Source organism: Clostridium sp. CTA-19 (assembly GCF_054767855.1).
In genome coordinates, this window is sequence record NZ_BAAABH010000025.1 from 1 (window position 1) to 20,502 (window position 20,502).

Annotated in this window: 15 protein-coding genes and 1 other annotated feature; of the genes, 14 read left to right on the plus strand and 1 reads right to left on the minus strand. The window is 25.7% G+C overall.

Annotated features, from left to right (window positions below):
• Positions 1 to 640 precede the first annotated feature (640 nt).
• From yyaC to ACYUE0_RS13205, 8 genes are all read left to right on the plus strand, one after another.
• Positions 641 to 1,159, plus strand: coding sequence for a spore protease YyaC (gene yyaC / locus ACYUE0_RS13170; protein ID WP_460270939.1), 519 nt, complete (start codon positions 641 to 643; stop codon positions 1,157 to 1,159).
• Between the two features lie 96 nt (positions 1,160 to 1,255).
• Positions 1,256 to 1,499 (plus strand) — a binding site (T-box leader).
• A gap of 267 nt (positions 1,500 to 1,766) precedes the next feature.
• Positions 1,767 to 3,020, plus strand: a complete 1,254-nt coding sequence (locus ACYUE0_RS13175) for a dicarboxylate/amino acid:cation symporter (RefSeq protein ID WP_061995825.1) — start codon at positions 1,767 to 1,769, stop codon at positions 3,018 to 3,020.
• A 157-nt stretch (positions 3,021 to 3,177) separates the two neighbouring features.
• Positions 3,178 to 4,203, plus strand: a complete 1,026-nt coding sequence (locus ACYUE0_RS13180; RefSeq protein WP_460270940.1) for a GIY-YIG nuclease family protein — start codon at positions 3,178 to 3,180, stop codon at positions 4,201 to 4,203.
• 83 nt (positions 4,204 to 4,286) lie between these two features.
• Positions 4,287 to 5,636 (plus strand): replication-associated recombination protein A, encoded by a 1,350-nt coding sequence (locus ACYUE0_RS13185; protein WP_460270941.1) that lies wholly within the window; start codon positions 4,287 to 4,289, stop codon positions 5,634 to 5,636.
• Between the two features lie 174 nt (positions 5,637 to 5,810).
• Positions 5,811 to 6,983 carry an alanyl-tRNA editing protein gene (locus ACYUE0_RS13190; protein WP_460270943.1) on the plus strand — a complete coding sequence of 391 codons (1,173 nt, stop codon included), beginning with the start codon at positions 5,811 to 5,813 and terminating at the stop codon, positions 6,981 to 6,983.
• A gap of 178 nt (positions 6,984 to 7,161) precedes the next feature.
• Positions 7,162 to 7,389, plus strand: a complete 228-nt coding sequence (locus ACYUE0_RS13195; protein WP_061995828.1) for a DUF1292 domain-containing protein — start codon at positions 7,162 to 7,164, stop codon at positions 7,387 to 7,389.
• Positions 7,390 to 7,440: 51 nt separating this feature from the next.
• On the plus strand, positions 7,441 to 7,590 hold the full coding sequence (locus tag ACYUE0_RS13200) for a hypothetical protein (protein WP_157450891.1): 150 nt from the start codon (positions 7,441 to 7,443) through the stop codon (positions 7,588 to 7,590).
• Positions 7,591 to 8,008: 418 nt separating this feature from the next.
• Positions 8,009 to 9,799 (plus strand): MutS-related protein, encoded by a 1,791-nt coding sequence (locus ACYUE0_RS13205; protein WP_199869661.1) that lies wholly within the window; start codon positions 8,009 to 8,011, stop codon positions 9,797 to 9,799.
• 57 nt (positions 9,800 to 9,856) lie between these two features.
• Here ACYUE0_RS13205 and ACYUE0_RS13210 read toward each other — a convergent pair whose 3' ends face one another.
• On the minus strand, positions 9,857 to 10,012 hold the full coding sequence (locus tag ACYUE0_RS13210; RefSeq protein WP_164474743.1) for a hypothetical protein: 156 nt from the start codon (positions 10,010 to 10,012) through the stop codon (positions 9,857 to 9,859).
• Positions 10,013 to 10,194: 182 nt separating this feature from the next.
• Between ACYUE0_RS13210 and ACYUE0_RS13215 the strand changes: the two genes are divergently transcribed.
• The 6 genes from ACYUE0_RS13215 to ACYUE0_RS13240 all read left to right on the plus strand — a co-directional run bounded on the left by ACYUE0_RS13215 (position 10,195) and on the right by ACYUE0_RS13240 (position 20,396).
• Positions 10,195 to 11,532, plus strand: coding sequence for an MATE family efflux transporter (locus ACYUE0_RS13215; protein WP_199869660.1), 1,338 nt, complete (start codon positions 10,195 to 10,197; stop codon positions 11,530 to 11,532).
• 466 nt (positions 11,533 to 11,998) lie between these two features.
• Entirely contained in the window at positions 11,999 to 12,316 is a 318-nt protein-coding gene (gene trxA, locus ACYUE0_RS13220) for a thioredoxin (protein WP_061995831.1), read from the plus strand.
• A 21-nt stretch (positions 12,317 to 12,337) separates the two neighbouring features.
• Positions 12,338 to 13,222 (plus strand): NAD(P)/FAD-dependent oxidoreductase, encoded by an 885-nt coding sequence (locus ACYUE0_RS13225; protein WP_199869659.1) that lies wholly within the window; start codon positions 12,338 to 12,340, stop codon positions 13,220 to 13,222.
• Between the two features lie 131 nt (positions 13,223 to 13,353).
• Positions 13,354 to 13,659 carry a rhodanese-like domain-containing protein gene (locus tag ACYUE0_RS13230; protein ID WP_010295603.1) on the plus strand — a complete coding sequence of 102 codons (306 nt, stop codon included), beginning with the start codon at positions 13,354 to 13,356 and terminating at the stop codon, positions 13,657 to 13,659.
• A gap of 465 nt (positions 13,660 to 14,124) precedes the next feature.
• Positions 14,125 to 16,728: an ATP-dependent chaperone ClpB gene (gene clpB, locus ACYUE0_RS13235; protein WP_460270944.1), complete on the plus strand. Its 2,604-nt coding sequence runs from the start codon at positions 14,125 to 14,127 to the stop codon at positions 16,726 to 16,728.
• Positions 16,729 to 17,528: 800 nt separating this feature from the next.
• Positions 17,529 to 20,396, plus strand: coding sequence for a DEAD/DEAH box helicase (locus ACYUE0_RS13240; RefSeq protein WP_460270945.1), 2,868 nt, complete (start codon positions 17,529 to 17,531; stop codon positions 20,394 to 20,396).
• Positions 20,397 to 20,502: the final 106 nt, after the last annotated feature.

Sequence of the window (20,502 nt, forward strand, 5' to 3'; positions counted from 1 at the left end):
TCATTATGTGATATAAACTCACTTGAAATAGGAAAAGAGTTAGGGGGGATAACTGCAAGTAGAGTATGCACATTAACTAATTATGGAATAGAGCTTCTCCGACATAATAGTAAATATAAAAACATATTTAAAAAGTTCATAGCAAAAGAAGCCTCAATAATTTAGTGATTTTTTTGRAAAAATTAAAGARTTGATATTATAGTAGCTTTAAAATTGTACAAGCTATCATAAACTATTTAAAAAAATCAATTTTGGTAAATTCAATTGACTACATACTAAAAATTAATGTATTTAAGTCATATTTTTAGTGACAGTGATTAAATATTAAACTAATAATTATTATAAATAGTGACATTTAATAAATATTAAATAAGTTAGTTAGTATATATAGTGACAGACAATAAATAAAATTAATAATTAGTAAAATTTGTATTTTATATATTTATGTTAAAGTAATCATAGTATAATTAAAATAGATTATTAATATGTTTTAATAGAATACAAATTAAAATTGTGTTGATAAATAATAAAGGATTAGAGATTTAAATTTTCAAAAAACTAATTATGAATTTTCATTTAAAATAAGGGCGTTTTATATAAAGTATAATAACCTAGAATTTTTATAAATGAAGGAGGAATAATGAAAGAGGTAGTTTTTTATGATAGTATAAAACTTGACATATTAAATTGCATTAAAGATATAGAAGACAGAGAAATAATAATTTTAGCTATAGGAACAGATAAAATATTAGGAGATTGCTTAGGTCCATTAACTGGAGAATTTTTAATTGAGATGAAATGTCCATGTGAAATTTATGGAACACTTAAAAATCCTGTTCATGCAAAAAACTTAAAAAAGACTTTAAAAATAATAGAAAAAAATCATAAAAATCCTTATGTAATAGCAATTGATGCCTCAGTTGGTAATTTAGATGAAATAAATAAAATAATGGTTAAGAAGGATTCTATTTTTCCAGGGTTAGGGTTTAAAAAGAGTCTTCCAGAAGTAGGTGATTTATCTATAACTGGTATAGTTGGTACAGAAGAAGAGGTTGTTTATGACCTTTTAAATAATTTAAGATTGAATCAGGTTTATACTATGGCTAAAACAATATCAAAAGCTATTATAGCAGCGTTAGATGAAAGTAATCTATATTGATTTTTTATTTTATTTTAAATTTAGATAATAAAAAATACAAAAAATATATTGACACATATATTTTTTGTAAGTATAATAAACCTCAACAAGATTAAATATAACACGTTGAATAGGGAAAGTAAGTTAATGTATTTACTACAGAGAAAAACTCATTTGCTGAGAGAGTTTATAAAAAAATTGGCCCAAGTGCCCCTAGGAGTGGAAATGCCGAAATTTATAGTAGGTTTTTACGGGTTCTCCCGTTATAGAGATAGGGTATTATATATGTACCTAAAATGAGATGAGCATACTATGTGCTTAATTAGAGTGGAATCGCGGAATTATATCTTCTGCCTCTGAGAATATCAGAGGCAGAAGATTTTTTTATTTTCAAGATTTTTAAAAGTTAAACATATTAAAAATGCATAACATTTCATTATTTGTATTAATAATACTAATATCAATTATTACTTGGCCAAGGAAAACATTGATAAAAAACAGATTTATAGATAAAGAAGTTCTAGAATAAGTTTACTAGAATTTATGTATCTACACAAAACTCTAATTTGCAATCTTGTTTCATTATAAGTTTTACAGTTAATTTAAAATAGAAAATGGAGGAAGAAATATGGATTTGTTTATATCAGCATTTATCCTAGTAGTAGTTATGATTTTTTTATATTGGTTAAAATTTAAGGAAATAAATTTTTCTTTAAGAATTTTAGTAGGTTTAGGCTTAGGTGTAGTTGCAGGGATTATATTTAAAGAGAAAATATCTTATGTTCAGTATGTAGGGACTATATACATATCTTTTATTAAGATGCTTGTAATACCTCTAGTTATAGTTTCTTTAATTGGAAGTATAACTAATTTGAAAGATGGAGAAAAGTTAAAATCCTTAGGAATAAAAACAATATTTTTCTTATTGTTAACAACAGCTATTGCTACCATGGTAGGTATTATTATAGGTAAAGTTTTTAATGTAGGAAGTGGTATGAACTATATAGTAGCAGAAGGATTTAAAGCAAGAGAAATACCTAATTTTAATACTGTTTTAATGGACATGCTACCAACCAATCCTATACAATCAATGGCAGAAGGAAAAATAATACCTGTTATCATATTTTCACTTTTTATAGCAATAGCAATGGTTATTGAGGGAAATATATATCCAGAAAAAATAAAACCATTTAAAGATTTTATTACATCTTTAAATGTAATCTTAGTAAGAGTAACTAGAATTATATTGAATTTCACACCATATGGAGTATTTGCATTAATGGCAAAATTATCAGCGGAAAATGGTATTTCAACATTACTTCCATTAGGGACAATGATTGTAGCGGTATATGTAGCCTGCATAATACAAATAGGGGTAGTTTATAGCGGATTAATATTAGCTATAAAAAAGAAAAATCCTATACACTTTTTTAAAGCAATATCTCCAGCACAAATAGTAGCTTTTACTACTCAAAGTAGTTATGGAGCATTACCTGTTACTATTAAAAGTCTAGTTGAAAGAGCGAACATTCCAGAAGAAGTTGCAAGTTTTGTAGCACCTCTTGGATCTACTATAGGTATGAATGGTTGTGGTGGAATATATCCAGCAATTGTTGCTATATTTGTAGCAAATGTATTTGGAATAGATTTAACAATGACCCATTATGGATTATTGGTAGTAACAACAGTTATAAGTTCTATAGGTATAGCAGGAGTTCCAGGAGCAGCAACTATGTCAACAACAGTAGTTCTTGCCTCTTTAGGGTTACCGATAGAGGGACTAGCTATGGTTATAGGTGTGGATGCTATAATAGATATGATAAGAACAATGACAAATGTAACGGGATCATCTGTAGTAGCATTATTAGTTTCAGAAGAATAAAAAAATTATTTAAATTGTAAACAACAAGAAGTAGAGGTGCTGAAAAAGTACCTCTATTTTTGAGCGATAGGAAAGTTCATTTTATTAATTATATATTTTTATTTTATAGTTTACTTGTGTATAATAGTACTAAAGATAAGATGAAAGGATTTCGAAAATGCTTAAAACGAAGGCTAAGAGTTTAAAAGAGTACCCTGGAGTTTATCTTATGAAGGATAAATTTGATATAATTATATATGTAGGGAAATCTAAAAATTTAAAAAACAGAGTATCAAGTTATTTTAGTAATATTAAAAATCGTACAAGTAAAGTGGAAAAGCTTATTAAAAATATAGCAGATTTTGAATATATATATTTAGATACTGAAATTGAAGCATTACTTTTAGAAAAAGAGCTTATAGATAGGTATAAACCAACTTATAATAGACTATTAAAGAATACTGAGAGGTATCCATATATTGAAATTACCTTAGAAGAAGATTATCCAAGGATTTTGGTTAGTTATGAGCCTATAAGTGAATATAATCTTTATTTTGGCCCTTTTACAAGTTTAAGTGTGGTAGAAAAAGTATGTTTTAGTATAAGTAAAATATTAAAGTTAAGAACTTGTAATAGAATATTGAAATCCAGCTGTCTAAATTATAATTTAAAAAACTGTTTAGGTGTTTGTATAAATCATAATATAAAAGAAATATATTATAATAACTTGAATATAGCAATAGAATACTTAAGTTTATTAAATACAAAACTTTTAGATATATTTCAAAATGAAATGAAAAATGCCTCTTTGACTTTGGATTTTGAAAATGCAATTAATTTTAGAGAAGATATTAAAAGTTTAAATTTTATCAGAGAAGCACTATTAAACTCTGTTAAAATAAAGAATAAAAATATACTTATGGTAGAAAATTTAAATAAAAATACATTTAAAGTATTTTGTATATATAATAAAATATTCTACTGTGAAAAATATGATAAAGAAAATTTAGATATAAAAACGTTAGAAAGAACAATAAAAAGTATTTTTAATACTTTTGAGAAAAATTCTTATAAAAATAGCAAAAGCAGTATTGATAGTACTCTTATAATCAATCGGTATTTAAACAATAATAAAGTTAATTTTTTAGAGGTAACAGATAAATCACATATAGATTTATTTTTAAATGAATTTATAAGGTTCTAAATTTTAATTTTTTAGTTTTAGATTTTAGAACTCATTAATAAGTTTAGCCCTATAACATTATAGAAAGGATTAGAATAAATAAGATGAATTTTGAAAATATCAGTTTATTTGATAGTAACAATTCACAAAATGAAGATAATATAGAAATTAAAGACAATTCACCTTTAGCTGAAAGATTAAAGCCAGAAACTTTAGATGAGTATATAGGACAAGAACATATATTAGCTAAAGACAAACTTTTATATAGAGCTATAAATGCAGATAGACTTTCTTCACTAATATTATATGGCCCACCAGGTATAGGAAAGACTAGTTTGGCAAGAATAATAGCCAAAACTACAAAAAGTAAATTTAAATCATTAAATGCAGTTACAAGCAATTTGAAAGAGCTAAGAGAAACCATAGATAAGGCTGAAAACAGCTTAAATATGGAAGGGAAAAAAACTATAGTATTTATAGATGAGATACACAGATTTAATAAAAATCAACAGGATGCACTTCTTCCACATGTGGAGAAAGGACGAATAATTTTAGTTGGTGCTACAACGGAAAATCCTTTTTTTGAAGTTAATAAGGCACTAATTTCAAGAGCTATGATATTTAAATTAGATCCTTTAAATAAAAAACACATAGAAAAGATGGTAAAAGGAGCACTTAATAATAAAGAAAAGGGATTTGGTAATATAAATATAAACCTTCAAGATGATGCTCTTAATTTTTTAGTAGAGTGTTCAAATGGAGATGGTAGAAGAGCGTTAAATGCCCTTGAACTTGCAGTACTTACTACAAATAAAAATAGTAATGGAATAATTGATATAGATCTAAAAACTATAGAAGAATGTATACAAAGAAAACATATAAATTATGACAAAAATAGTGATAATCATTATGATGTTGTTTCTGCTTTTATAAAAAGTATGCGGGGATCGGATCCAGATGCAGCCATACACTATTTGGCAAGAATGCTTTATGCAGGAGAAGATATAGAGTTTATAGCAAGAAGAATCTTAATAGCTGCTAGCGAAGATGTAGGAAATGCAGACCCATATGCTCTGCTTATTGCAAAAGCTTGCTTAGATGGAATAAAGGAAATTGGTATGCCAGAGGCTAGAATACTTTTAGCACAAGCAGTAACTTATGTAGCCTCTGCTCCTAAAAGCAATGCTTCTTACAATGCTATAAATATGGCACTTAAAGATATTGAAAAAGAAGATATAGGAGAAGTTCCTAATCATTTAAGAGAAAAGGGTTACAGTGGAGCTGAAAGGCTGTATAGTGATAAAGAAAAATATTTATATCCACACGATTATAAAAATCATTATGTAAAACAACAGTATTTACCACATAAAATAAAAGAGAAACAATATTACAATCCTAGTGATTTAGGATATGAAGGTAAAATTAAGTTAAGATTGGAAAAATTAAGATATTAGATTAATTTGTAAAAATAGTATATAATAGTTCGTAATGTAAAGAATTATTATATAAATTAATATATTAATGAAAAATTAACATTTTTTTGGAGAAAACTTTTCAAAAACTGTTGAAATTTTTATTGATAATTATTAAAATGTTTAAAACAATTAATATTGCAGAGAGGTTTATTTATGACTATAAAATTATATTATGATAATCTATATCTAAAAGAATTTGATTCTAAAGTAGAAAAAATAGAAGAAATTGATGGAAAATATCATGTTGTTTTACAGAGAACAGCTTTTTATCCAGAAGGTGGAGGACAGCCTTGTGACATAGGAACAATAGATGGATTAAATGTTATATACGTGTATGAAAAAGATGATTTAATATATCATGTTATGGAAGAAAAAATTAATAAGGATAAAGTTAGAGGAATTATAGATTTTAATAGAAGATTTGATTACATGCAGCAACATACTGGTGAACATATATTGTCAGGAGTGTTTAAATATCTTTATGGAGCTAATAATGATAGTTTTCATTTAGGTGAAGAATATGTAAGTATAGATATTGATATTAAAAATTTAACTAAAGATATGGTTTCCAAGGTAGAAGATATAGCAGATAGTGTTATATCAATGGATTTACCAGTAAAAACATATGTGGTAGATGATTTAAAAACTCAAGAAATTACATTAAGGAAAAAAGTTAATGTTGAGAAAAATATTAGAGTTGTCCAAATTGGAAATTTTGATTTTAGTGGATGTTGCGGAACACATGTAGAAAATACTTGTCAAGTTGAAACTATAAAAATATTAAAATGGGAAAATTATAAAGGAAAAACTAGGGTTTATTTTAAATGTGGAGAAAGAGTTAACAAAGATTATAATAAAAAACACGAAATTCTTTCTACAGTTTATCAAATGCTAGGTTGTAAACTAGATCAAATAATTCCAATAACAAGAGAAAATCAAACTACTATAAAATCTTTAAATAAAGAAGTTAAGGACTTAAAAGAAAAAATAGTATTTTTAGAAACTAAAGAGATATTAAGAAATTTAGGCGATAAAAAATTAATAAATATAACTTTTAAAGATGAAACATTACAGGACATAGAGCTATATATAAAGGAAATAAATAAAAATAAAGAATGTATCATTTTAGCTTTATCTGAGACAGATAAACAAGTGGTTTTAACTTATAATGGAGATTTTGCTATAGAGTGTGGCAAAATGTTTAAAGAAAATATAAAATCTTTTGATGGAAAAGGTGGAGGAAATAAAAAAAGAGCTCAAGGTGTATTTGAAAGCAATGAAAAAGCTCTAGAATTCTATAACTTCCTTTTAGAAAAAATACAATAAGAAAACTAAATGCCAGCATTATAGCTGGTGTTTTTTGTTTAATAAAATTTTTTTATTAACTGTATCCCTATATTTCCTATAAGTGCAATTAAAACTTGTTATATATTTTATTGAATTTGCACATCTTAAATATGTAATAAAAAATATTTTGTAAAACTTAATTTAGGAGGTATTTAACATGGCAGAAATTTTTAAAATTAATGACTCTCATGGTAATGAAGTTGAAATGGAGCTTATAGATAAGCTGAAATTAGATGATAAGGAGTATATAATTGCAGGTCCTAAAAATGCTAATGAAGCATATGCATACAGAGTTACACGATTAAATAATGAAATACAATATACTTCAATAAGTAGAGGGGATGAATTTAATAAAGTACTTAAAGCTTATAATAAAACTGCTTAGAAATAAAAAATACTATTCCTGTTAAAAATAATTAGGAAGAAGGTGAATCCTGTGAAAACTTCAAAAGAAATAAAAGATGAAAATGAAAAATATTATAAAGAAAAATTTGAAAATTCTGGACACCTTCCAGATAAAAATACTTTTCCCAATCATCAAGAAAACCCTGGAACACAAAACTATCAAATAAATAATAGACGTTAAAATTAATTAAAAGGACTATTTCAAAATATAAAATTATTTTGAAATAGTCTTTTTGTATATTTAGTTTATTAAAAATATAATTGGAATATAATTGAAAGGTGAAAAGATTTTTTAGCAGTAGTATAAACGTAGAAAACAGTAGTTTTTATAATTTAGATTTTTATTATGATAAAAAACAAATTATGAGGTATAATATGTTAATATATAAATAAATTTCTATTTAAACTTTATTATATAGAGATGAACTTTCTACATTTAACTTATAATTTAATTTTTGGTATTAAATAAAAAAATAAACATCTTATAGAAATTTAATCTTAAAAATTCTCAAGTAATAATGGTATAAGTTAGATCTCTAGATTATAATCATATTATTAAGATGAAACTAAATTTAAAATATACATGAAGGAGAAGTCAAATGGTTTTTGAAGAGAGATTAAAACACTATGAAAAAGAAGCTAAAAGCTTTACTAAAACTTATAATATTTTAGGAGCATTAAGACTTATAGTGTTTATATTAGCTGCTTTTTTTACTTATGCTATATGGAAGTTAGGTTTAATTCCAATATATAGCATATGTTTTGCTATAAGTTATGTAGCTTTTATAATACTTGTGGTTTATCATAGAAATATTAGTGATAAATTACAATATGCTAAAGGTATGATAGGAATAAATAAAGATTATATTGATAGAACTAATGGAAAATGGGTAAATTTCAAAGATTGTGGTGAAGAATTTATAGATAGAAAGCATCCATATTCTTTTGATTTAGATATTGTTGGAGATAAATCCTTATTTCAGCTTATAAATACTACTAATACTTTTATAGGTAGAGAGAGGTTATCTAAATCATTGTTAAATCCTGATTTTGATACGGAAATTATAAAGAAAAGACAGGATGCAATAAAAGAGTTATCTTCTAAGTTAGAGTTTTGCCAAAGCATAGAAAACTCTGCATATAGAGATAGAGAAAAACTACAAAATCCAAGATTTTTATTTAAATATGGAAGTGAAAAAAAGGAAATTACCAACAAAGGGTTTATAAAAAAAATACTATATATACTTCCAATTATAACAGTTCCAATATCTTTAGCGCTAATATTATTTAAAGGTACTTTAGGTTTTAAACTAGCGTTTCTTATAATAGCAATTCAACTTTTAATTTGGGCAATGGGATTAAACAAAATAAATCAAAGTTTTTATGAAGTATCTAAATTTAAAAGTGGGTTTGATGGATACTATAATTTGTTAAAACTTATAGAAAATGAAGAATTTAAAAGTGAATTGCTTAAAGATTTAAAAGAAAAACTTTTTGAAACTGGAAATGAATCTTTAAAGGGAATGAAAGATTTAAATAAAATTATGAACAAGATAAATCTTAGATTTAATACTTTTTTCATGTTGCCCCTAAATGGAATATTTCTTTGGGATTATCAATGTATATTTGCGCTTGAAAGTTGGAATAAAAAATATGGAAGCAATATAGAAATGTGGCTAAGTTTAATAGGCGAATTAGAAAGTTTAATAAGTTTTTCTGTGCTTATGCATATAAATGACAATGTTACAATGTGTGAAATAAATGATAAATCTTTAAAAGTAAAAGCTGTGAACTTGGGACACCCACTTATAAATTCTTCTATTAGGGTTTGTAATGACTTTAGTATGGATGATGAGATATTTGTAATAACGGGATCTAATATGTCAGGAAAGACAACTTTTTTAAGAACAATAGGAATTAATCTTGTTCTTGCTTATAACGGAGCCCCAGTGTGTGCGAAAGAGATGGTTGCATCTAAAGTTCAAATATATACATCTATGAGAATTAGTGATGATTTGAAAAATGGTGTATCTACATTTTATGCAGAACTTATAAGGATAAAACAAATAATTGATTATTCTAATAAAAATAGCAAAATGATATTTCTAATAGATGAAATTTTTAGAGGAACTAATTCTGTAGATAGAATTACAGGAGCTAAAAATGTATTAGCAAATTTAAATAAGTTAGGAGCAATTGGATTAATAACTACCCATGATTTAGAACTTTGTGCTCTTGAAACTAACAATAGGATAAAAAATTTTCATTTTGCAGAGAATTATAATGAAAATAAAATTCTTTTTGATTATAAATTAAAAAATGGAAGATCCACCTCTACAAATGCAAAATATTTAATGAAGATGGTAGGAATAAATATATTAGAAGAGTAAAATTATACATTATAAAAAATAATCGCCAACAAAATGTAGGCGATTATTTCTATTGGTTTAAAAACCTTTTTTCTTAGCTATAATACCACTTTCGTTAGTTCCTGGTTCTTCTATTGTAGTATTAAAACTATTTTTGGCAAATTGATTTTGAGTTTTGTTTCCATTTTTCAAATAGTTTTCTTCAGAATATTCTTTTCTATTTTTAGTCTTCATAATTGTCATCCTTTCATCATTAAATTCATAATTAGTATGTGAATAAACTAAAAGAATATTCTGCGTTTTATATAAGAAAAAATTTATTTTTAAAATATAGAATATAAAATAAAATTTTGATACAATAGTCAATATAGTTATAGAAATATAACTGTGTAGTAACTATAATTTAAGGGGGCAATATGAAGGATTTAACAGAAGGACATGAAGGAAAACAGATTTTTACTTTTGCATTACCAATGCTTATAGGAAGTTTGTTTCAACAATTATACAATACAGCAGATAGTATAATTGTTGGGCGTTTTATTGGTAAGGATGCAATGGCTGCTGTTTCAGGGGCAAATCCAATTATGTTTTTATTAACATCGTTACTTATGGGAGTTACTCTTGGGTTTTCAATTTTAGTATCTCAATATTATGGTTCTAAAAATATGAAAAAAATAAAACGTACAATTGATACAACATATATTTTTATATTTATAACATCAATTATTATTACTATAATAGGTATAATTTTTAGTGAACCTATATTAAAAATTATGAATACTCCAGATGTTATAATGAATCAGTCAAAAGAATATCTTATAATTATTTTTTCAGGGACTATTTTTTCAGCAGGATATAATTCTGTAAGTGCTATATTAAGAGGACTTGGTGATTCTACTAACCCTTTAATATTTCTTATAATATCTACAATTTTAAATATAGTTTTAGATATAGTTTTTATATTAAATTTTAATATGGGTGTAAATGGTGTTGCATTGGCAACTATAATAGCTCAAGGAATTTCTTTTATATTTAGTATAATTTATCTTAATAAAAAGCATGAAGTTTTAAAAATAAGATTTAAAGGATTAAAATATGATAAGGATATATTTAAAAAAGGATTAAGACTTGGAATTCCTAGTGCTATTCAACAAATGTTATTTTCTTTTGGCAATATAGCGCTTCAATCATTAGTAAATGGTTATGGAACATCTGCTATGGCAGCTTTTGGGGCAGGGACTAAGGTTGAAACTTTTATATCTATACCAATAATGAATTTAGGTGCAGCAGTTTCTACTTTTGTTGCTCAAAATATGGGAGCAGGAAAGTTAGATAGAATAAAAAAGGGAGTAAAATCATCTTTATTTATGGCAGCTTCATTATCAATAGTTGTTTTAGTAATATTTTTAATGTTTAACAAAGAACTTATAGGGCTTTTTAATACAGATAAGGAAGTTGTAGATATTGGTTCAAGATATTTAATGACTGTTGGACCATTCTTTATAGCAATATCTACATCTTTTATGCTTACCAGCGCTATAAGAGGAGCAGGGGATTCGATGTTTTCATTAATAAGTTCTATAATTTCATTATGGGCTGTAAGAATTCCAGCATCCTATATATTTTCTAAATATTTAGGTGTAAATGGAATATGGGTAGGAATACCAGTAGGCTGGATTGTAGGATGGTTTGTAACTTTTTGGTATTATAAAAAAGGTATGTGGCAAAAAAAGGATATAATTAAAAACTCATAGAAAGTACATATTTTAAAATATATAGGATTCTAAGTTAGGTTATTGTATAGGGAAACAAGCTCGCATTTGAATTTATTCAATAACTTTAAATGTTTTTATGCAAGATGCAGTGTTGAATTCTAACTGATTCAGAACATGTCTCATTATTTTGGATATCCAAGTTTTGGAATGAATAAATTTAAGAGTCAACTTGGAATCCTATAGTTCTATATGAATTAAGTAGTTAAAAGTATAATTAATTTCTTTTGTATAAAATATTAAAAAATATATTTTAATATTTGAATATATAAATGCTTTATGATAAAATAAGATTAAAAGATAAGGGATATTTGTTAATAAAAATTATTGTAATTTAATATATTAATGTAAGGATACAAATGCTATTAAAATTTTTAAAAAGCACAGGTATAGCAATTGTGCATTTGCATAACCTAATATTAAATTCTATTTATAAGGAGTGGTAAAAATGATAAAACATATAACAGATAGTAGTTTTAATGAAGAGGTTCTAAATTCAAAAGGTTTAGTTTTAGTAGATTTCTGGGCACCATGGTGTGGACCATGTAAAATGCTTGGACCTGTTTTAGAAGAACTAGCAGGAGAGATGAATAATAATTTAACTATAGGAAAAGTAGATATAGATACAAATGTTGAAAAAGCATCTGCATATAAAATATCAGCGGTTCCAACTATGTTATTATTTAAAGATGGTGACTTAGTAGATAAATTTAGTGGATTTGCACCTAAAGAAATGTTAGTTGAATTTTTAAACAAACATATGTAATAAAGAAAGGCATGATTTAAGATGGAACAGATGAAACAGTATGATGTAGCTATTATAGGAAGTGGTCCTGCAGGAATTAGTGCTGCATTAAATTTAAAAATAAGAAATAAAAGCTTTGTAATTTTTGGTCAAGAGAATCTTAGTAATAAGTTAGAACTAGCTCCAAAAATAGATAATTATCTTGGATTTCCAGGTATAAGTGGAAAAGAACTTACTAACAATTTTAAGAAGCATATAGATGATATAGGTATAAAAATAACATATGAAAAAGTAACAAACGTGTATTCAATGGGAAGCTTCTTTGCGGTAGTTTGTAATGATAAATCTTACAAAGTAGATGCAGTTATATTAGCAACAGGAGTAAACTATGGAAAATTACTACAAGGAGAAGAAAAGCTTGTAGGAAGAGGTGTAAGCTATTGTGCAACCTGTGATGGTCCATTATATAAAGGAAAAGAAGTAGCTGTTGTTGGTTACAATCAAGCTTCTTTAGAAGAAGTTGATTATTTAAAAGGAGTGGCATCTAAAGTATACTTTGTTCCAATGTTTAAAGGCCAATTTAGTTTAGGTGATAATGTAGAAGTTATTCACAGTAAAATTAAATCTATTGAAGGTGAAAATTCTTTTGAAAAGATAATATTTGAAGATAAAGAATTAACAGTATCAGGATTATTTATATTAAGAGATAGTGTAGCACCAGATGTGTTAATGCCAGGACTTAAATCTGCAGACGGTCATATAGAAGTAAATAGAAACCTGGAAACAAATATAAAAGGAGCTTTTGCAGCTGGCGATTGTATTGGAAAACCTTACGGTTATATAAAATCAGCTGGAGAAGGTCAAATTGCTTCATTAAATGCTGTAAGTTATTTATATGAAAAGGCGATTAGTAATAAAAATAAATAGTGAAAAACTACTTTAAAATAGATATTAATCTTATTTTAAAGTAGTTTTTTTTTATTTGAATAGAGCAATTATAGATAACTTAGTATATTATATTATAGAGATAATTTAAAAGCTTGCTAAGGGGTGAGTTTATGAAAAATATAAGTAAATATGAAGCAATAAATTTTTTGAACAATAGAGATGCTATATTTTTGGATGTAAGATCTTATTCTGAATTTGAGTATGGTCATATACCTAATGCAATATCTATACCAATAGATGAGCTAAATGAAAAAATTGATTTATTAGAACCATATAAAAATGAAAACATTGTTATTTACTGTAGTTCTGGTTCAAGAAGTTTTACAGCAAGTTCATTTTTAAGTAGAAATGGATTTAGATATATATATAATTTAACTGGTGGAATTAGCCCGTTACAAAATTATTTAGTAAGATAAAAAAATCAATTTATAAATTTATAAGTTAAATATGAAAAGTACAATAAGATATTTTAAATAGATGTCTTATTGTGCTTTATTTTACGTAAAAATAAAGGAAAAATAGACTTTGACTTTCTTTGACTTTTATATTATTATAAATATATTGAAATTAAATTATTTATTATAATTTTAAAAGTTAATTTATAATAATAATAACAAAGTAAGTTAAAATAATTTTAGAACTATAATAAATATGAACACAAGGTAAGGTGATAATATGAATATATTAAATATAAACAAGATTTTAGTTATCTAAAAGTTTATTATATGTATAACTTTTACATATAATGAAAAACTAATATGGAATGCGCTTAAAATATAAACTCACTTTAAAGTGTTTTGTTAAATAGAATAATTAGAAAATTAAGAGGAGGTGAAATGTTGCAATAAATTTTAATAAAATCTATTGCAACATAAAAATATATGAATGTAGATAAAATGACTGTAAGAGTACAACAAAGTTTAAATGATGCATATAGTGAGGCCGTAAAGTATAATCATCAACAAGTGGATGTAATACATTTATTTGCAGCTCTTGTAAATCAAGAAGATGGATTAATTCCTAATATTTTTGAAAAGATGTCAGTTAATATAAATGTACTTAGAAATGATTTGCATACTGAATTGGATAGAATGCCTAAAGTGTTAGGTGAAGGAGCTCAAAATTCAGGTGTAGTAGCTACAAGAAGAATAAATGAAGTTTTAGTTAAGGCAGATGAAATTGCAACGGAATTTAAAGATTCATATATTAGTGTGGAACATGTAATGATTGCTATTATGGAAGTTGACAAAAAAGGTGCAGTTGGAAAAATATTAGACAGATTTAATATAAATAAAAATGAATTTTTAAAAGTTTTATCAGATGTAAGAGGTAATCAAAGAGTTGATACTCAAGATCCAGAAGGAACATATGATGCACTTAAAAAGTACGGAACAAATCTTATTGAACTTGCTAAAAAACACAAACTAGATCCCGTAATTGGACGTGATGAAGAAATTAGAAGAACAATAAGAATACTTTCAAGAAGAACAAAAAATAATCCTGTATTGATAGGAGAACCTGGTGTTGGTAAAACTGCTATTGTTGAAGGTTTGGCAGAAAGAATAGTAAGAGGAGATGTTCCAGAAGGATTAAAAGATAGAATTATTTTCTCATTAGACATGGGTGCATTAATTGCAGGGGCTAAATATAGAGGCGAATTTGAAGAAAGATTAAAAGCAGTATTAAAAGAAGTTCAAAGTTCAGAGGGAAAAATAATATTATTTATAGATGAAATTCATACAATTGTAGGTGCTGGAAAAACAGATGGAGCAATGGATGCAGGTAACTTAATTAAACCATTACTTGCAAGAGGGGAACTTCACTGTATTGGGGCTACAACTTTTGATGAATATAGACAATATATAGAAAAAGATAAAGCATTAGAAAGAAGATTCCAAACAGTTATAATAGAAGAGCCAACAGTAGAAGATACAGTTTCTATTTTAAGAGGGCTAAAAGAAAGGTTCGAAATACATCATGGAATAAGAATACATGATTCAGCTATAGTAGCTGCAGCGAAATTTTCAGATAGGTATATTCAAGATAGATATCTTCCAGATAAAGCAATTGATTTAATAGATGAAGCTGGCGCTATGATAAGAAGTGAAATAGACTCTCTTCCAACAGAACTTGATATTATAAGAAGAAAAAAATTAATGCTTGAGACAGAAAGAGAAGCATTAACTAAAGAAAATGATGAGGCTTCACAAAAAAGGCTTAAAAATCTAGAAAAAGAACTTGCCGAATTAAAAGAAAAAAATGATGAAATGACAGCCAAATATGAAAAGGAAAAAGGCCATATTTTAGAAATAAGAAATTTAAAATCTCAACTTGACAAAGTTCGTGGAGATTTAGAAAAGGCTGAAAGAGAATATGATTTAAATACTGTTGCAGAGCTTAAATATGGAACAATTCCAGAACTTGAAAGACAAGTAAAAGACAAAGAAGAAGAAATGAAAAAAAATTATGAAGGTGCTCTTTTAAAAGAAGAAGTAACGGAAAGTGAAATATCTGAAATTGTTTCAAAATGGACTGGTATTCCAGTTACAAGATTAGTTGAAGGTGAAAGACAAAAACTTTTAAGATTAGAAAAAGAGCTGCAAAAAAGAGTAGTAGGCCAAGAAGAGGCAACAAATGCAGTATCTAATGCAGTACTTAGAGCTAGAGCAGGGCTTAAAGATCCTAATAGACCTATTGGTTCATTTATATTCTTGGGGCCTACTGGTGTTGGTAAAACAGAACTTGCTAAAACTCTTGCAAGAAACTTGTTTGATAGTGAAGAAAATATTGTAAGAATAGATATGTCAGAATATATGGAGAAATACTCAGTTTCAAGACTCATAGGACCACCTCCAGGATATGTGGGTTATGAAGAAGGAGGACAATTAACAGAAGCAGTTAGAAGAAGTCCATATTCAGTAATATTATTTGATGAAATTGAAAAAGCCCATGAAGACGTATTTAATATATTTTTACAAATATTAGATGATGGAAGGCTTACAGATAATAAGGGTAAAACTGTAGATTTTAAAAATACAATTATCATTATGACGTCTAATTTAGGAAGTAGTTATTTGTTAGAAAATCAAGATGAAAGTGGAATAAGTGAAGATGCAAAAAATGCTGTAATGAATGAGATGAAGTTAAGATTTAAGCCAGAATTCTTAAATAGATTAGATGATATTATAATGTTTAAACCTTTAAGTGGAGAAGGTATTAAAAAGATAATAGATATATTTTTAAAAGATGTAAGAAGGAGATTAAGTGATAGAAATATAACCTTAAAAGTAACTGATGATGCAAAGGATATATTAGTAAAGGAAGGTTATGACCCAGTTTATGGTGCAAGACCATTAAAAAGATACATTGGAAATGTGTTAGAGACTAAAATAGCTAAAATGATAATTGCGGGAGAAATTTATGATGGTTCTGTAGTTCTTGTTGATGGTAAAGATGAAGTTTTAGAAATAACAGTTAAAAATTAAAAGAGCTATTCTATAGTGATATAAGCTTGAAATTAAATTCATTCAATAACTAAGAATATTTTTATGTAAAATGTAGTTTTGAATTTAGGATATTACAAGCTTGTATCACTTTTTAGTTGTTTAGAATTTTGAATAGATATAGCGTTGAAGTTTTATATTAAGTATAGCCTTTTTAGTATAAGCTTTTTTAGTATATATTGAATTTTAAAAAAGGTATTGGGCAGAATTATATATATAATCTAAAATAAAAAATAATGAACTATTGAAAAAAGTAAAAAATTACGGTAAAATAGTATTTAAAAACCTCATATATAAAAATAAATACTATTTTATTAGGTAAAATTTAAAGTTTAACATGTTTTTATAAAGAAGTTTAATTAAGCTTATAAGATTATATATAGATATTTTATTATAAATACAATTTTAAGTTATTAAAATAAACTTAAAATAGTCATAAAAATAAATCTATAATAATATAGTATTATATTATATTAAAAGAAAACCTAAAATTTCTATTTGAACAGTTTTAGGTTTTATTATATATTATAATTTTATAAAGTTTTATATAATTCTAGAAAAACAAACTGGAAATTAGAATTATTTATAAGTCTAAAATATTGTTATTTGAAATATTTATGAGAATAACTAACTCTTAACAGTATTTAAGTTTCGGTATGAGTAATTTTAAAAGTAAACTTGAAACCTTATAATAACTTAGGATAAATAAAAAGGTGATTTATGAGAAATTGTAAGTAAATTTAAAGAGTTATATAAATTACGTTTAATGATTGGTGATGAAAATGATTGATGATTTTATTAATTTAGATATGAAATTAGAATTAAACCTTAATAAGGAAGTTAAAAATACCTTATTAAGGTTTAATGTTGTAAGAAAAAATGAAGTAGGTGAAAATTATAAGTTTAAAGAAATTTTTGGAAATATAAAAGATGATAAAATAATTAAAGTTAATAATAGTTTTAAAATATCTTATAAAAATTTTTATGAACAGCATAATAATTTTCTAAAAATTTTATTGAAAGGGAATTATTTAGAAAGTGACATTATTGTTTTAAATAGTGATGAAGAAGTTGAGGTTTTAAAATTCCTTGAAAATTGCAAATTTGACTTAATTACAAATGGTAAAAAATACCTAAATAGAAAAATATTAAATCGAAATTTAGATTTAAAATTTAAATTATTTGTTGATGAAGATGAAGATAAAGTGAAGTTAACTCAAATTAGTGAGATTCCTGATTATAGTACAAATAATTTTGAATATTTTTTATTGGGTAATAATATTTATAAACCAGAAATAATGCAATCTTTTAGATATAGCACTTTTTATAAGAATTTTAATACATTAGGATCTTCTACACTGACCTTTAAGAATAAGGATTTAGAAAAAACAATAGGGTTGATTTCTTTTAAATTAAAAGAGGTTAGTAATTATTTTTATATAGAAAGGCCTAATTTAAATAAAAAAATTCAGCCTTTAAAAGTGGACTTCTATATAGAAAGTAATACAAATGAAATCACGGTGAATCCTATGTTTACTTATGGAGATATTGTAATTGATATTTGCAGTGAAGATAAATTTATGCAGTCCCAAAAAGTATCTTCAAGAGATTTAGATAAAGAGAAAAAAGTAAACGATGTATTAAAAAAATATAACTTTGATATGAGAAAAATAGGATTTGTTTTAGATAATACAAAAGATATAATAGATTTCATATTGCATGGAAAAGAGAAATTGAAAGAATTGGGTACAATTCATAAAAGCGAGGATTTTAAATGTAAAAAAGTATATAAAGAAAATGATTATGAACCTACTATGGAGGTTTATAATGAATATATAGAGTTTAGCTTAGGTATTGAAGAGATAACTTTTGAGGATGTTAATAATATTTTTAATGCCATAGAAAATGAAGAGAAAATAGTAACGATGAAGAATGGTTCCTATATATATTTAAATAATAAAAAATTGTTTAAAATTTATGAGGGAATAGGGTCAAGAAATTTTTCAAGTAGTAAGTCTAAAAATGGAAGATTTGTTGTATCAAGAATTGCTTCTGTCTTTGTAAAAGGCGGAAGTGGAAATTTTCATACCCAAAAATGGAGAAAAACAGCTAATGATATAGCAGAAAATGAGGCTAATAATAAACTTTATATAGAAAAGAAAGAAAAGTTAAAAGAATTTATATATAAAATAGAAAGTGTAGAAGATGAGTTTAAACTGCCTAAAAATCTGCAAGGAGTTATTCGCAATTATCAAATTATAGGATTTAAATGGCTTAAAACTTTGGCGTTAAGAAATTTAGGGGGAATACTTGCTGATGAAATGGGGCTTGGAAAAACTCTTCAAGCAATATGTTTAATACTTGACTATGTAGAAAATTCCAAAGATAGTGATAAAAAATATCCATCTATAGTTGTAGCGCCTACATCGTTAATTTATAACTGGGAAAATGAAATATTAAAATTTGCGCCTAATTTAAAAACTTGTGTTATTTATGGAGTAGCTAAGGAAAGAAGACCACTGTTTGAAACAATAAATGAATATGATGTGGTAATAACATCATATAGTACCTTAGCAAAAGATATTGATTATTATAATAACATAGAGTTTCAATATTCTTTTATTGATGAAGGACAACAAATTAAAAACTCAAATACATTAAATTCAAAAGCTGTAAAGTTAATAGATGCAAAGGCTAGATTTGCTTTAACAGGTACGCCTATAGAGAATTCCCTTTTAGAACTTTGGTCTATTTTTGACTATATAATGCCAGGGTACTTGTTATCGAAATCAAAATTTTATAGAGCTTTTCAATATCCAATAGAAAAATTTGGAGATGAGGCTGCATTAGATACCCTAAATCAAATTATAAGACCTTTTATATTAAGAAGAATGAAAAAAGATGTACTTTTAGAACTTCCTGAAAAGATTGAACAACAAATTATAATAGATATGCCTATTAAACAAAAAAGAGCTTATGATGTATGTTTGAAAAATGCTAGAAATTTAGTTCAAAATGAAATTGAAGATAAGGGAATAAATAAAAGTCAAATACACATATTTTCATTGCTTACAAGGCTAAGACAAGTATGTTGTGACCCAAGAGTAGTTTTAGATGAATATAATGGGCCAAATGGGAAAATGGAAATGTTAAAAAGTATTGTAAGAGAGGCAATAAGTAATGGAAGTAAAATTTTAATATTCTCCCAATTTGTAACCATTTTAGAAAATATTAAAAATGAACTTGACAGTGAGGAAATAGATACATTAATTTTAACAGGAAAAACAAAAGTTAAAGATAGACTTTCTCTTGTAGAAAAGTTTAATGAAGGAGAACAAAGTGTCTTTTTAATATCGTTAAAGGCTGGTGGATATGGATTAAATCTAACTTCTGCAGATGTGGTAATACACTTTGATCCATGGTGGAATCCAGCTGTAGAGAGTCAGGCAACAGATAGAGCACATAGAATAGGACAAGATAAAACAGTTAAGGTATATAAATTGATAACTAAGGGAACAATTGAAGAACGAATAATAAAACTTCACAGTTTAAAACGAAATATTATAGATAATGTTCTAAAAGATAAAAATTCTGAGGGTAGTTTTATCTCCAGCTTATCACAAAGGGAAATAGAACAATTATTTTCATAATAATTTATAAATATGGGAAACTACAGTTGAGATTTATTTTAAAATCACTGTAGTTTTCATTTTGAAAATAAAAAATGCATAAATTTATAGAAAAAATAAAAATAAG